Raw genomic sequence first — 12,948 nt, 5'->3', positions numbered from 1 at the left:
TTAGTGGATGGGAGCGCCCGGCGAGGGTGCTCCCTTTTCTCCCCGGACATCCGACATGCCGACGCCCCTCCTGGGACTGATCTTGGTCCTGCCCGCCCTTGCGGTGATCCTCCTGCTGTTCGTGGTGCCGCTGGCCGTTTCGGTGGCCGGCGCCTTCGAGGTCGGGGGCGAGTTCGGTTTCGGCAACTTCGTCAAGACCTTCGAGCTCTACACCTCGGATATCCTGTTCACGCTGATGATCGTCGGCCTGTCGACGGCGATCATCGGTGGGCTTGCCATCGCCATTGGCGGCTATCTGACGCTCGGCGAGAATCCGCGCGCGGTTGCCTTGCTGCGCTGGCTTTACCGCTGGCCGATGTTCATCCCCTTCATCGTTGTCGGTCAGGTGCTGCGCACCTTTCTGGCCAAGAACGGGCTGATGAACAATGTGCTGATCGGTGCGGGTTGATCACTCCCCTGGAGGCGACGAGCCTGCTGGACTGGCGCGGCATCGTCATCGCCTTCGTGTGGAAGCAAACCCCCTTCGTCGCCCTGCTGGTCGCCGGAGCGATGGCCTCGGTCGATCGCGGCACCCTCGAGGCGGCGCGCAATCTCGGGGCGTCGCGGCTGCGTATCCTTGCGGAAATATTGGTGCCGCAAGTGGCGGGCACGCTGATGGTGGCGCTGGTGCTCTCCTTCGTCACCATGATGTCGGTGCTGTCGGTGCCGCTGATGATCAACGCCCAGTCGCCCACCATGATCACCGCCGACATCGCCTTTCGCATCAATGCCTATGGCGATTATGGCGTCGCCAACGCGCTCGGGGTGGTCTCGCTGATCGCCAGCGCCGGGGTAGCGTGGGTATATCTCCGTCACAGCGTGAGGGAGAAGGCGTGATGGCACGTGCCGGCATCGCGGCCACCCCGGCGGGGCGTCCCGTCCTGAGCCTTGATCTTTGGTGGATCCCACGCGGTATGGTGCTCGGGCTCATCGCCTTTGTCATCTTCGGGCCGCTGGCCAATCTGGTGCTGTGGACGGTGGCGGAGCGCTGGTATTTCCCGCATGCCCTGCCGCTCGACTACGGTTTCAGCTATTGGGGCCGGGTGTTCGCGGCACGCGGCAATGCGATGGATTCTCTGGCCAACAGCCTCATCGTGGCGGGGCTGACCGTGGTGGTGGCGCTGGCGCTCGCCATTCCCGCCGGCTATGCGCTGGCGCGGCTCAGGCTGCCGTTCCGGGCGGCGATCCTCATCGCCTTCCTCATCCCGCAGGCGTTCCCCAATCTGACGGTCTATGTGAATGTCGCGCGGCTGTTCTACCAGCTGGGCCTCAACGGCACGATTCCGGGCGTGGTGCTGGTGCATGTCACTCACGGCCTCGTTTATGCGGTGTGGATCGCCACTGCCGCCTTCTCCGCCATCGATGCGGAACTGGAGGAGGCGGCGCGCTCCATTGGCGCCGGGGCGCTGCGGGCCTTTCTCGACGTGACGCTGCCGCTGGCGGCGCCGGGGCTGCTCGCCAGCGCGATCTTCGTGTTTCTGGAGTCGCTTGATGAGTTCACCGGCAGCTACTTCGTCGGCGCGCCCGACGTGAACATGCTGCCGCTGCTGCTCTACACTGCCGGGGCGGGCGGCAACTACCAGGTGGCGTCGATCACCGCGCTGCTGCTGCTCATCCCCTCCATCGGCTTCATGCTGGTGGTGGAACGCTTCCTCAAATCCGACGTGCTGTCGAAGGTCGGCCGCTGACCATGCCCCTTCTCGAAGACGGCGCGCGCGGCTTTGTCAGCGCGCAGCAGGTGGCGGAGCGGGCCGGTGTCTCGCGCTCGGCGGTGTCGCGTGCCTTCACGCCGGGGGCCAGTGTCGCGCCGGAGACGCGCGAGAAGGTGATGCGGGCGGCGGCCGAGCTCGGCTATCAGGTCAACGACCTGGCGCGCGGGTTGCTCGCCAATCGCAGCCGGCTGGTTGGGCTGGTGGCCACAAAGCCGGAGGTCGGCTTCCGCGCCCATCTCGTCTCCACGCTGACAGCGGCGCTCATCCGGCGCGGCAATGTGCCGTTCCTCATCAATACCGGCTCGTCGCCGGCGGAGTTGGAGGCGGCGCAGGCGGCGCTGTTCGGCTACCGCGCCGAAGCGACGATCATCCTGTCCGGCTCGCCGCCGGCTTCCTTCGTCGAACTGGCCCGCCGCAACGGACAGCCCCTGATCTCCATCGGCCGCTCCGAGCCTGGCTGCGATCATGTGCGGATCGACAATGACGGCGCGGCGCGTGCGGCGGCGCGACTGTTCGTGGCACGGGGCCTGACGCGGCTGGGGCTGGCCGGCTCGGCCTCGGGAACGCCGAGTATCGTCGAGCGCGAGCGGGCCTTCGTCGACGAAGCCCGGCGTCAGGGCGCGCAGGTCGCTTCCGCGCGCGGAGCCGATACCGACTATGCCGGCGGGCAGGCGGTGGCCGGACAGCTGTTCGCAGGATCGGAACGGCCGCAGGCGATATTCTGCGTCAATGATCTTGTTGCGTGCGGGCTTATGGACGCTGTGCGTGGTCGCTTCGGCCTGCGTGTGCCGGAAGACGTGGCGGTGATCGGCTTCGACGACATTCCCGAAGCAAGCTGGGACGCCTACTGCCTCAGCACCTTCCGGCAGGATCCGGCGGAGATCGCCGCCCGCACGATTGCCCATCTCGATCGCCGGCTCACCGACCCCGCCGCGGCGCCTTCGACGGCGCGGCTGCAGGCGGTATTCGTCGAGCGGGCGAGTACGCTCGCCCCTTTCACTACCCCGACACACAACGGAGTGCCTTCGTGACGCAGCCTGATTCCCTTGCCGTTCGCCTCGATGTCGCGGGCGTTCTCGTCGATGAGGCCGGGGCTCTGGCGCTCGGCTATTTTGCGAAGGTCGCCAGCCTCGCCGTCGAGGCCAAGACCGGTGGGCAGGACGTGGTGAGCATAGCCGACCGCGAGGTGGAGCAACGGGTGCGCCAGCGGGTAGGCGCGGCGTTTCCCGACGACGGCTTCCTTGGCGAGGAATATGGTTTCACGCCGTCGACCTCAGGATATGTCTGGGTTCTCGATCCAATCGACGGCACCAGCTGCTTCCTGCACGGCATCCGTAACTGGTGCATCTCGCTGGCACTGATGCGCGACGGGAAGACGGTGGCCGGCTTCATATTCGATCCTACGGCGGGCGAATTGTTCCGTGCCATCGCCGGACGGGGGGCGACGCTGAACGGCGAGACGATCCGCGTCGATGCAGGCAATGATCTGCGCCACGGGCTGGTGAGCGTCGGCGCCAATGGTCGGGTGCCGCCGCGTGCGGTGACCGGTTTCATCGAGCGGTTGCTGGCGGCAGGCGGCATGTTCGTGCGCCACGGTTCCGGGGCTTTGGGGTTGGCGCATGTCGCCTGCGGGCGTCTCGCCGCCTATTACGAGCCGCATATCAATGCCTGGGACTGCCTTGCCGGCCTGTGCCTGATCCGCGAGGCCGGGGGCTGGACCAATGATTTCGAAGCCGGCGACCTGATCGCCGGCGGCCCGGTGATCGGCTGCGCGCCGCAGCTGCGCGACGAGGTGCTGGCACTGATCGAGGCCACGCGGCTGGAGAGGACGGCGTGAAAAACGCGTGCAAGATCATTCAGGTAAGTGATCTGCATCTCGTCCTGCCGGGCGGGACGCTGCACGGTTCCGACCCGCTGGCGCGGCTGGAGGACTGCATTGCCGACCTCAACCGCCACCATGGGGATGCCGATCTCGTGGTGTTCTCCGGCGACCTCACCGACAATGGCGAGCCGGCAGCCTATGCGGCGCTGGCCGAGCGTCTCGTCGTGCTGAAGGCGCCGTATCGGCTGATGATGGGCAACCATGACGACCGCGCCGCCTTTGCCGGCGCCTTCCCTGACGGGCTCGGGGAGGGAGGTTTCGTGCAGTCCGCCGTCGACCTCGACGGGTGGCGGGTGCTGCTGCTCGATACCCATGAGCCCTGCCATGTCGAAGGACGGCTCTGCGACGCGCGGCTCGGCTGGCTCGACGCGGCGCTTGCAGGAGCGCGCAACGCTTTGATTTTCCTGCATCATCCGCCGGTGGAAATTGGCATTCCCTCGCTGGACAGTTCACGACTTGCCGATGCCGGCCGGCTGTTGGCGGTGTTGCGCCGGCACGGCAATGTGCGTCACCTCTTCGCCGGCCATGTGCATCGGCTGACCAGCGGCCATTGCGACGGCATCCCCTTCGCCACCGTGCGCAGCACCAACCACCAGTCGGCGCTTGCCTTTACCGGACCGCACCGGGTGAGCTTCGAGCCGCCGGCCTATGCGGTGATCCTCGCCGGCGAGGGCGGGGTCACCGTGCATGCGCAGGAGTTTCCCTGCCGCGACCGGTAGCCGCGCGGCGGACCGGTGCGGTGTACGATCAGGCCAGCCTGCTCGAAAGACTGGACGCGCGGGGACGAAAAGCCTGCTGGCTTCGCGCCGTCACATTGTGCAATCTCGCTGATGTAAAAAGCTCGATTGGCGAGATAATCTCAGCAATGGCCACTATCGATCCGGCCGATCTCGGTGTCTTCCTCGCCATCGCGCGGCAGGGCAGTTTTCGCCGCGCGGCGGCCGAACTGGGGGTGACACCCTCCGCCCTCAGCCATTCGATGCGCCTCCTCGAGGAGCGGCTCGGGGTGCGGCTGTTCAACCGCACCACCCGCAGCGTGGCGCTGACCGAGGCGGGCGGACGCCTGTTCGGCCGGGTGAACCCCGCCTTCCGCGACATCCATGACGCCATCGACGAGTTGAACCTCTTTCGCGACCGGCCGTTCGGCACGCTGCGCCTCAACGCGCCGCGGCTCTGCGCGCGGCTGGTGCTGATGCCGCTGCTGACGCGGTTCATGGCCGCCTATCCCGATATCCGGGTCGAGCTGGCGGTCAGCGACGCCCTGGTCGATATCGTGGCTGATGGCTTCGATGCCGGCATCCGCTTCGGCGAGAACATCGCCGCCGACATGCTCACCGTGCCGATCGGACCGCGCCATGCCTTTGCGGTGGTCGGCTCGCCCGGCTATTTCGCCCGCCACGGCACGCCGCAGGATCCGCGCGAATTGCGGGACAAGCCGTGCATCCGCTTCCGCTTCCCCGGCGGCGGCCTCTATGCGTGGGAATTCGAGCGCGGCGGCGAGGAGGTCGCGGTCGAGGTGGATGGCCCGCTGACCCTGAGCGAACAGGACCTGATGCTGGAGGCGGCACTCGACGGCGCCGGCATGGCCTATCTGTTCGAGGCGCAGGTGCGCCCTCATCTCGCCAGCGGGACGCTCGTCCGGGTGCTGGAGGACTGGTGCCCGCATTATCCCGGCTTCTATCTGTATTACCCGAGCCGACGGCAGATGCCGGCGACGCTGCGCAGCTTCATCGATTATTCGCGCGGGGCGGGGTCTTCGCGCCAAGATTGAGCGCCGCGCGGCAGGCGGGTCCTGCCGCGCGGTCCCGGCTTGTTCAGGCAACGGCCTGGTCGTCATGGTCGGTGGAGACGGCGAGGGCGCGCCATTGGGCGAGTTCGCCCTCGACAAAGGCGTGCTTGTCCTCGATCCGGGCCACCGCGTCGCTGCCGAGCGGCAGGCGCAGCGGCTTCTTCTCGGCATTGGCCAGAGTCATGAAGGCCTTGGCGAGCTTGGCCGGGTCTCCGGGCTGGGCGTGGTTGGCGCTGGCGGCGAAGCTGCGCATGACGCCGACGGTCTCGTGATAGTCGGCGATCTCGGCGCGGGTTTTCACCAGCGAGCGCTCGTCGAGGAAGTCGGTGCGGAAGAAGCCGGGCTCCACCACCGTCACCGCGATGCCGAGCGGGGCGAGTTCCTGCGCCAGCGCCTCCGACAGGCCTTCCACCGCGAATTTGGTGGCGCCATAGACGCCCCAGCCATGATAGGCGCCGTAGCCGCCGAGCGAGGAGATGTTGATGACATGCCCGGCGCGCTGGCGGCGCATATGCGGCAGCACGGCGCGGGTGACGTTGAGCAGGCCGAACACATTGGTGCGGAACACCCGCTCCACCTCGGCGGCGCTGGATTCCTCCACCGCGCCGAGCAGGCCGAAGCCGGCATTGTTGACCAGCGTGTCGATGCGGCCGAAGCGCTTCACCGCCTCGCCGGCGGCGGCGAAGGCCTGCGCTTCGTCGTTCACGTCGAGGGCGACGGCGAGCAGGCGGGGATGCTCGCCGAGCGTGTCGATGACGGTGCGCGGATCGCGGGCGGTGGCGACGACGTTGTCGCCGGCGGCGAGCGCCTCACCGGCGATGAGGGCGCCGAAGCCGCGCGAGGCGCCGGTGATGAACCATGTACGCATGACGATCTCCATCTGTCTGGGGCTCCGCAGCGCGGCGCCGTGTTGATGGAGAGACGGTACCTGGCTCGTTCAGGTGAAATAATCCGCTATTATTTCCATGTGATAGTGAGACAGGCTCATCAATATCGTGGCCATGCGGGAAGGCAGGCGATGCCGCCACATTCACTCGCATTCCGTGGCTGCCGGCGTGGTGAACGCCGCTGCGTAAGGAGAAGCTAGCTGCGTTTTGATCGCCCGGTTGCTCGCGCGCGGCGTGGCGGCTGCTATGGTCGCGCCCGCCTGGCGGGGCAAGTGGAGCCGATCCGTTGGCGGCGGGCGCGGTGTCAAACGTTTGACGCACGGATCGAGCACAAAGAGTTTGCATGGAACAATTCATCGGGCAGATCGGCGTTCTCATCGAGACGCATCAATCCTACGCCCTTCTCGTCGCGGGCATCGTCGCCTTTGGCGAATCCCTGGTCATCGTCGGCCTGTTCATTCCCGCCACCGCGCTGATGATGGTGATCGGCGGGCTGATGGGCTCGGGGATCGTCGAGCCATTGCCGATCCTGGCCGGCTCGATCATCGGCGCCATCCTCGGCGATGCCGTCTCCTATATGCTGGGGCGCCGCGTCGGCCGGGGCCTCGTCTATAAATGGCCGCTCGCCCAATATCGGCCGAGCGTGGCGCGGGCGCGGCTGTTCTTCCGGCGCTATGGTTTCGCCTCGGTGTTCTTCGGCCGTTTCCTCGGCCCCGTCCGCTCGACCATTCCGCTCGTCGCCGGCATGATGGCGATGAAGCACCGGCAGTTTCAGCTGGCCAATGTGACCTCCGCCTTCGCCTGGGCCGGGCTGATGCTGTCGCCGGGCTGGCTTGCCGGGCACGCGGCGTCGAGCCTGGGCAGCTTCGGCAGCATGGAATGGCTGGCGGTGATGGGCGCCATGACGGTGGTGTTCCTGGTGGTGACGTCGGTCATCCTTCACAAGGTCGCGAAGCCGGCGCCGCGCCGGCGGCGGCCGGTGCTGCCCCAGCGCAGCGAGAGCTGACGCAGGGGCATAGGGCCTTTGCCTCCGGCGGCGGCGCCTCGCGCCCGCCTGCCGGGGCCTCGCCCGCGTGCCCCTCCGGCAAGGCGATACCGATAAGTCCTCCTGCTACCGCTTGCGGCTGCGACTTTGCCCCATAGCTATAAGGCTCGCGCCGCGCGCACCGGCATCGGGGAATACATGGCATGAGCACACGCAAGCAGCTTCATCTCGGCGCCTTCATGCGGCCGGTGAGCCTCCACACAGGCGCCTGGCGCTATCCCGGCGCCTGGCCGGACGCCAATTTCAACCTCGGCCATATCGTCCGGCTGGCGCAGAAGCTGGAGGAGGGCAAGTTCGACGCCTTCTTCATGGCCGACCACCTCGCAGTGCTGAACATGCCGGTGGAGGCGCTGAAGCGCAGCCAGACCGTGACCTCCTTCGAGCCGTTCACCCTGCTCTCGGCGCTGGCGATGGTGACGTCGCGGATCGGGCTGGTGGCGACCGCCTCGACCACCTTCGAGGAGCCCTACCACATCGCCCGGCGCTTCGCCTCGCTCGACCATATCAGCGGCGGCCGCGCCGGCTGGAACGTGGTCACCACCTCCAACCCCGATGCGGCGCTGAATTTCGGCCGCGACGACCACATGGAGCATGACGAGCGCTATGTCCGCGCCCGCGAGTTCTACGACACCGTCACCGGCCTGTGGGACAGCTTCGCCGACGACGCCTTTCCGCGCGACCCGGCGAGCGGGCTGTTCTTCGATCCGTCGCGCCTGCATGTGCTGAACCACAAGGGGCCCTATTTCTCGGTGCGCGGGCCGCTCAACATCGCCCGGCCGGTGCAGGGCTGGCCGGTGATCGTGCAGGCGGGCGCCTCCGAACCGGGGCGCCAGCTCGCCGCCGAGACCGCGGAGGCGATCTTCGCCGCGGCTCCCGATCTCGCGGCGGGCCGCGCCTTCTATGCCGATGTGAAGGGCCGGCTCGACCGGCTCGGGCGGCCGCGCGACCATCTCAAGATCCTGCCGGGCGCCTTCGTGGTGGTGGGCGACAGCGTCGAGGAGGCCCGCGCCAAGCGGGCGAAGCTCGACGGCCTGGTGCATTACGACAGCGCCATCGCCTCGCTCTCCATCGCGCTCGGCCATGACGCCTCGGGCTTCGACCCGGACGGGCCGCTGCCCGAGGTGCCGGAGACCAATGCCAGCCGCAGCGCCCGCGAGCGGGTGATCGAGCTGGCCCGCCGCGAGAACCTCACCGTGCGCCAGCTGGCGCAGCGGCTCGGCGGCTATTCCGGCCTCGCCTTCGTCGGCACGCCGCGGAGCATCGCCGACGAGATGGAGGAATGGCTGGAGACCGAGGGTTCCGACGGCTTCAACGTGACCTTCCCGTTCCTGCCGGCCGGGCTGGACGACTTCGTCGACAAGGTGGTGCCGGAACTGCAGCGGCGCGGCATCTACCGCCGCGACTATGAGGGCACGACGCTGCGCGAGCATCTCGGCCTGCCGCGCCCGGAAAATCGGTTCTTCCTGGCCCGCGAGGCGGTGGCGGGCTGACCGGCGGCGGCTCGCCCGGCGGCTTCAGTGCAGCGATTCGGTATAGGTGAATTTCGGCATGCTCCAGCCGAAACGCAGGGCGAGAAGCCGCAGGGCGAGGCCGGTCAGCATCGCCGCCATCATCACCGGCTGGTGCGGCAGCCCCCACCATTGCCCGCCGACATAGAGCGCGCCGGTGACGATGGACACGGTTGCATAGAGCTCGGCGCGGAACAGCAGCGGCACGTCGGCGCACAGAATGTCGCGCAGCACGCCGCCGACGCAGCCGGTGATCATGCCGGAGGCGATGACGATGATGAGCGGCATATCGAGGCCGCTGGCGATGTTGCAGCCGATGATGGTGAACACCACCAGCCCCACCGCGTCGAGGAACAGGAACAGCCGGCGCAGATGGCGCATGTGGCGGGCGATGAGGATGGTCGCCAGCGCCGCGCCGCTGGTGATCAACAGATAAGAGGGGTTCTCGATCCACGACAGCGGGTGGCGGCCGAGCAGCACATCGCGGACCGAGCCGCCCCCGAGCGCGGTGACGCAGCCGAGCAGCGCCACCCCGAACCAGTCCATCTGCCGGCGGCCGGCGGCAAGCGCCGCGGTCATCGCCTCGGCGACGATGGCGATGAGATAGAGGACATGAATGAGTTCCGCCGAATTCATCTTTCCCGATCCGCTCTCCTGGCCACCCGAACGGCCGCCGTCCGCTTCGCAGCTTCGGCCGGCAAGGGCCCGGGGAGCAAGGGCCTGGCGGGCAAGGGCCTGGCGGGCAAGGGCAGGGTTGCGTTCCCGGTTGCTGGCGGCTGGAGGAGGGGGCGGGTGGCGAGGGGCGCGGTTGTCAAAACGGAGGCAGTCGAGCAAAGTCCGGCGGTATTCGGGCCTGTCGGCGCACGGGCCTTGAAAATGGCCGGGCGTGATCCCGTCCCCGGAACGGGTGAATGGAGTGGGCCGGGAGATGGCTGGGTTTTCGATCTTCCGCACGGCCGGTGCCGCACGGTTTCCTGCCTCAAGGGCGAATGTCGGGCGCCGCCGGCGATACGGCGCCATCGCGGTGCTGATGGCTGCGTGCCTTGTGGGCGCTGCGGCGCCGGCCAGCGCCCAGACCGCCGCCGAGATGGACGGCACGCTCGACACGCTGTTCGGCAGCCACCAGCCCTATCAGGATTTCCTCCACGCGCTGAAGCAGGCGGTCGCCGCCGATGACCGTGCCGGGGTGGCTGGTATGGTCGACTACCCTTTCAAGACCCGGATCGACGGCAAGGCCGCGACCATCCGGGACGCGGCGCATTTCGTCGCCAGCTACGACAAGATCGTCACCGCCAAGATCAAGCAGGCCGTCGCCGCCCAGAGCTACCCGACGCTGTTCGCCAATTGGCGGGGAGTGATGATCGGCAATGGCGAAATCTGGTTCTCGGGCATTGGTGACGAGGGCAGGATCGCCATTATTGCGATAAATCACTGACGCGTCGCGCCGTCGCGGGTGCCCGGAGCGGTCTCAACCGCCCCTTTCGCCGGAGACGCAGCCCGATGCGCCGCGCCGCCTCCTCGCGACGCCCGCTGCACCAGACCAGCGTGATGGTCTGCGTGCCCCGATCGGGGACGTCGCTGCCTGGCCGCTACCGTCATGAACCCGGCGCGCGGCCCGATGGGACCGGCGCCGGGTCTCGTTGGTCGGAGGCTGGCTCAGGCCGCCACTTCCGCGCGCGCCGTCGCGGCCTCGGCCGGCTCCAGCGCATTGGCGATGGCGTCGTCCACCCGCTCCAGCCAGACGAATTCCAGCCGGTCGCGCACATCCTGAGGAATGTCCTCATAGTCGCGCCGGTTGCGGGCCGGCAGCATGACGCGGGTGAGGCCGGCGCGCGCGGCGGCGACCACCTTCTCCTTGATGCCGCCGACCGGCAGCACCAGCCCGCGCAGCGAGATCTCGCCGGTCATCGCCGTGTCCTTGCGCACCGTGCGGTTCGACAGCAGCGAGACCAGCGCGGTGAACATCGCCACGCCGGCGCTCGGCCAGTCCTTCGGGGTCGCCCCCGCCGGGACGTGGACATGCACGTCGTTGGACGCGAACACCGCCGGGTCGATGCCGAACTCGGCGGCGCGGCTCTTGACCAGGCTCATCGCCGCCTGAGCGCTCTCCTTCATCACGTCGCCGAGCTGGCCGGTGAGGATCAGTCCGCCGCGGCCGGGTATCTTCGTCGCCTCGATGAACAGGATGTCGCCGCCGACCGGCGTCCAGGCGAGGCCGGTGGCCACGCCGGGCACGCTGACGCGCAGCGCCACCTCGTCCTCGAAGATCGGCGGGCCGAGCAGTTCCGGCAGGTCCGCCACGCCGATATGCGCCTTCGACACGCTGCCCTCGGCGATGCCGACGGCGACGCGGCGGATGGCGCGGCCGACCTCGCGCTCGAGATTGCGCACGCCAGCCTCGCGCGTATAGGCGCGGATCATGCCGCCGAGCGCCGCATCGTCGATCTCGACCTGCCCCGCCCCCACGCCGTTCGCCTCCAGCTGGCGGCGGACCAGATAGCGCCGGGCGATCTGCAGCTTCTCCTGATCGGTATAGCCGGACAGGGTGATGATCTCCATGCGGTCGCGCAGCGGCCCCGGAATGGTGTCGAGCATGTTGGCGGTGGCGATGAACACCACGCGCGACAGGTCGAACGGCATGCCGAGATAATTGTCGCGGAAGGTGCCGTTCTGCTCGGGATCCAGCACCTCCAGCATGGCGGCCGACGGATCGCCCTGGATGCCGGAGCCCATCTTGTCGATCTCGTCCAGCATCATCACGCAGTCGCGGGTGCCGGCCTTGCGGATGCCCTGGATGATGTTGCCGGGCAGCGCGCCGACATAGGTGCGCCGGTGGCCGCGGATCTCCGCCTCGTCATGCACGCCGCCGAGCGAGACGCGGATGAACTTCCGCCCCATGGCGCGGGCGATCGACTGGCCGAGCGAGGTCTTGCCGACGCCCGGAGGGCCGGCGAAGCACAGGATCGGCGCCTTGCCGTTCGGCGCCAGCTTGCGCACGGCGAGATATTCGACGATGCGGCGCTTGATCTTGTCGAGGCCGAAATGGTCCTCGTCGAGGATCTTGCGCGCCTCGGCGATGTCGATCGCCTTTTCCTCCGGCAGCTTCCACGGCAGCGCGATCAGCCAGTCGAGATAGGTGCGGATCATGCCGTATTCGGCGCTGGCGTCCTGCATGCGGCGCAGCCGGCCCAGCTCCTTGCGGGCCATCTGATCCACATCCTCCGGCATGCCGGCATCGGTGATCGCCTTTTCGAGATCGGCGATCTCCTGCGCGTTGCCGTTGTCCTCGCCGAGCTGCTTCTGGATCGCCGCCATCTGCTCGCGCAGCAGCACCTCGCGCTGGCGCTCGTCCAGCGACGCCCGGGTCTGGCGGCCGATCTCCTGCGACAGGCGCAGCACCTCGATGCGCTGGGCGAGCAGCCGCACCACCCGGTCGACGCGGGTGGCGATGTCGGTGGTCTCCAGCAGCTCCTGCTTCTCGTCGGGGCCGATGTCGAGATAGGCGGCGACCATGTCCGCCAGCGCGCCCGGCTCACTGGTGCCGCGCACCGCCGCCACCAGCTCGGCCGGGGTCTGCGGCAGCAGCTCCAGCGCCTCGATGGCCTGGCCCTGCAGATGGACGAACCGCGCCTCCATCTGCGGCGTGTGCTCCGCCGCCTCCTCGACCCGCTGCACCTGCGCGGTGATGAAGGGCTTCTCGCGCACGAAACGGTCGATGCGGAAGCGCTGCTCGCCCTGCACGACGATGTGGTGCGTGCCATCCGGCGCGGTGACGAAGCGCAGGATGTTGGCGACCACGCCGGTGCGGTGCAGGTCGTGCGGGCCGGGCTCCTCCAGCGCGGCGTCGCGCTGCATGACGATGCCGACCGGACGGCCCTCGCGCACCGCCTGCTGGGCGGCGGCGACCGAGGCCGGGCGGGTGACGGCGAGCGGCAGCACGACGCCGGGGAAGAGCACGAAGCCGCGCACCGGCAGCAGGATCAACGGCTGCTCGCCGGCTGGCGCGCCGGGGGTGTCCTGGCCGGCAGCGCCGCCGGCATCGGCGGCATGGACGGGACGGGCATTCAGAAAAGCGGGATGTGTCAT

The 12,948-nt window shown here is 68.5% G+C and carries 11 protein-coding genes and 1 pseudogene; 9 read left to right on the top strand and 3 right to left on the bottom strand.

Going from position 1 to position 12,948, the window contains the following annotated elements:
- The first annotated feature begins 55 nt into the window (after window positions 1-55).
- The 6 genes and pseudogenes from KHC24_RS16655 to KHC24_RS16630 all read left to right on the top strand — a co-directional run bounded on the left by KHC24_RS16655 (window position 56) and on the right by KHC24_RS16630 (window position 5,404).
- Window positions 56-876: pseudogene (locus tag KHC24_RS16655) on the top strand (ABC transporter permease).
- A complete protein-coding gene (locus tag KHC24_RS16650; RefSeq protein ID WP_213364449.1) occupies window positions 876-1,727 on the top strand; it encodes an ABC transporter permease in 852 nt (283 codons plus the stop codon). Before KHC24_RS16655 ends, KHC24_RS16650 begins: the two are co-directional and overlap by 1 nt.
- Window positions 1,728-1,729: 2 nt before the next feature.
- Window positions 1,730-2,782, top strand: coding sequence for a LacI family DNA-binding transcriptional regulator (locus tag KHC24_RS16645; RefSeq protein WP_213364448.1), 1,053 nt, complete (start codon window positions 1,730-1,732; stop codon window positions 2,780-2,782).
- On the top strand, window positions 2,779-3,588 hold the full coding sequence (locus tag KHC24_RS16640) for an inositol monophosphatase family protein (protein WP_213364447.1): 810 nt from the start codon (window positions 2,779-2,781) through the stop codon (window positions 3,586-3,588). The genes KHC24_RS16645 and KHC24_RS16640 overlap by 4 nt, the downstream gene beginning before the upstream one ends.
- Window positions 3,585-4,352, top strand: a complete 768-nt coding sequence (locus KHC24_RS16635; RefSeq protein ID WP_213364446.1) for a phosphodiesterase — start codon at window positions 3,585-3,587, stop codon at window positions 4,350-4,352. Before KHC24_RS16640 ends, KHC24_RS16635 begins: the two co-directional genes overlap by 4 nt.
- Before the next feature lie 146 nt (window positions 4,353-4,498).
- Window positions 4,499-5,404 (top strand): LysR family transcriptional regulator, encoded by a 906-nt coding sequence (locus KHC24_RS16630; RefSeq protein WP_213364445.1) that lies wholly within the window; start codon window positions 4,499-4,501, stop codon window positions 5,402-5,404.
- Between the two features lie 43 nt (window positions 5,405-5,447).
- On the opposite strand, the gene KHC24_RS16625 is transcribed toward KHC24_RS16630, so the two are convergent.
- Window positions 5,448-6,290: an oxidoreductase gene (locus tag KHC24_RS16625; protein WP_213364444.1), complete on the bottom strand. Its 843-nt coding sequence runs from the start codon at window positions 6,288-6,290 to the stop codon at window positions 5,448-5,450.
- 362 nt (window positions 6,291-6,652) lie between these two features.
- Between KHC24_RS16625 and KHC24_RS16620 the strand changes: the two genes are divergently transcribed.
- Window positions 6,653-7,315, top strand: a complete 663-nt coding sequence (locus KHC24_RS16620; protein ID WP_213364443.1) for a DedA family protein — start codon at window positions 6,653-6,655, stop codon at window positions 7,313-7,315.
- Window positions 7,316-7,497: 182 nt separating this feature from the next.
- Window positions 7,498-8,844, top strand: coding sequence for an LLM class flavin-dependent oxidoreductase (locus tag KHC24_RS16615; protein ID WP_213364442.1), 1,347 nt, complete (start codon window positions 7,498-7,500; stop codon window positions 8,842-8,844).
- 24 nt (window positions 8,845-8,868) lie between these two features.
- Here KHC24_RS16615 and KHC24_RS16610 read toward each other — a convergent pair whose 3' ends face one another.
- Window positions 8,869-9,498, bottom strand: coding sequence for a trimeric intracellular cation channel family protein (locus KHC24_RS16610; protein WP_213364441.1), 630 nt, complete (start codon window positions 9,496-9,498; stop codon window positions 8,869-8,871).
- A gap of 394 nt (window positions 9,499-9,892) precedes the next feature.
- On the opposite strand from KHC24_RS16610, the gene KHC24_RS16605 reads away from it, so the two are divergent.
- Window positions 9,893-10,297 (top strand): hypothetical protein, encoded by a 405-nt coding sequence (locus KHC24_RS16605; protein WP_213364440.1) that lies wholly within the window; start codon window positions 9,893-9,895, stop codon window positions 10,295-10,297.
- Window positions 10,298-10,518: 221 nt separating this feature from the next.
- Here the strand turns inward: KHC24_RS16605 and lon are convergent, their stop codons facing one another.
- Window positions 10,519-12,948 (bottom strand): endopeptidase La, encoded by a 2,430-nt coding sequence (gene lon / locus KHC24_RS16600; protein WP_213364439.1) that lies wholly within the window; start codon window positions 12,946-12,948, stop codon window positions 10,519-10,521.

Source organism: Ancylobacter defluvii (assembly GCF_018390605.1).
Lineage (GTDB): Bacteria > Pseudomonadota > Alphaproteobacteria > Rhizobiales > Xanthobacteraceae > Ancylobacter > Ancylobacter defluvii.
Note: the sequence above shows the minus strand (reverse complement) of the source record. Positions and strands in the feature narration are given on the sequence as shown.

Excerpts from the sequence above, each read along its gene's own strand:
- KHC24_RS16615 (WP_213364442.1), top strand. The coding sequence starts at position 7,498 with ATGAGCACACGCAAGCAGCTTCATCTCGGCGCCTTCATGCGGCCGGTG.
- KHC24_RS16625 (WP_213364444.1), bottom strand. The coding sequence starts at position 6,290 with ATGCGTACATGGTTCATCACCGGCGCCTCGCGCGGCTTCGGCGCCCTC.
- KHC24_RS16630 (WP_213364445.1), top strand. The coding sequence starts at position 4,499 with ATGGCCACTATCGATCCGGCCGATCTCGGTGTCTTCCTCGCCATCGCG.
- KHC24_RS16610 (WP_213364441.1), bottom strand. The coding sequence starts at position 9,498 with ATGAATTCGGCGGAACTCATTCATGTCCTCTATCTCATCGCCATCGTC.
- KHC24_RS16645 (WP_213364448.1), top strand. The coding sequence starts at position 1,730 with ATGCCCCTTCTCGAAGACGGCGCGCGCGGCTTTGTCAGCGCGCAGCAG.
- KHC24_RS16620 (WP_213364443.1), top strand. The coding sequence starts at position 6,653 with ATGGAACAATTCATCGGGCAGATCGGCGTTCTCATCGAGACGCATCAA.
- lon (WP_213364439.1), bottom strand. The coding sequence starts at position 12,948 with ATGACACATCCCGCTTTTCTGAATGCCCGTCCCGTCCATGCCGCCGAT.
- KHC24_RS16650 (WP_213364449.1), top strand. The coding sequence starts at position 876 with ATGGCACGTGCCGGCATCGCGGCCACCCCGGCGGGGCGTCCCGTCCTG.
- KHC24_RS16605 (WP_213364440.1), top strand. The coding sequence starts at position 9,893 with ATGGCTGCGTGCCTTGTGGGCGCTGCGGCGCCGGCCAGCGCCCAGACC.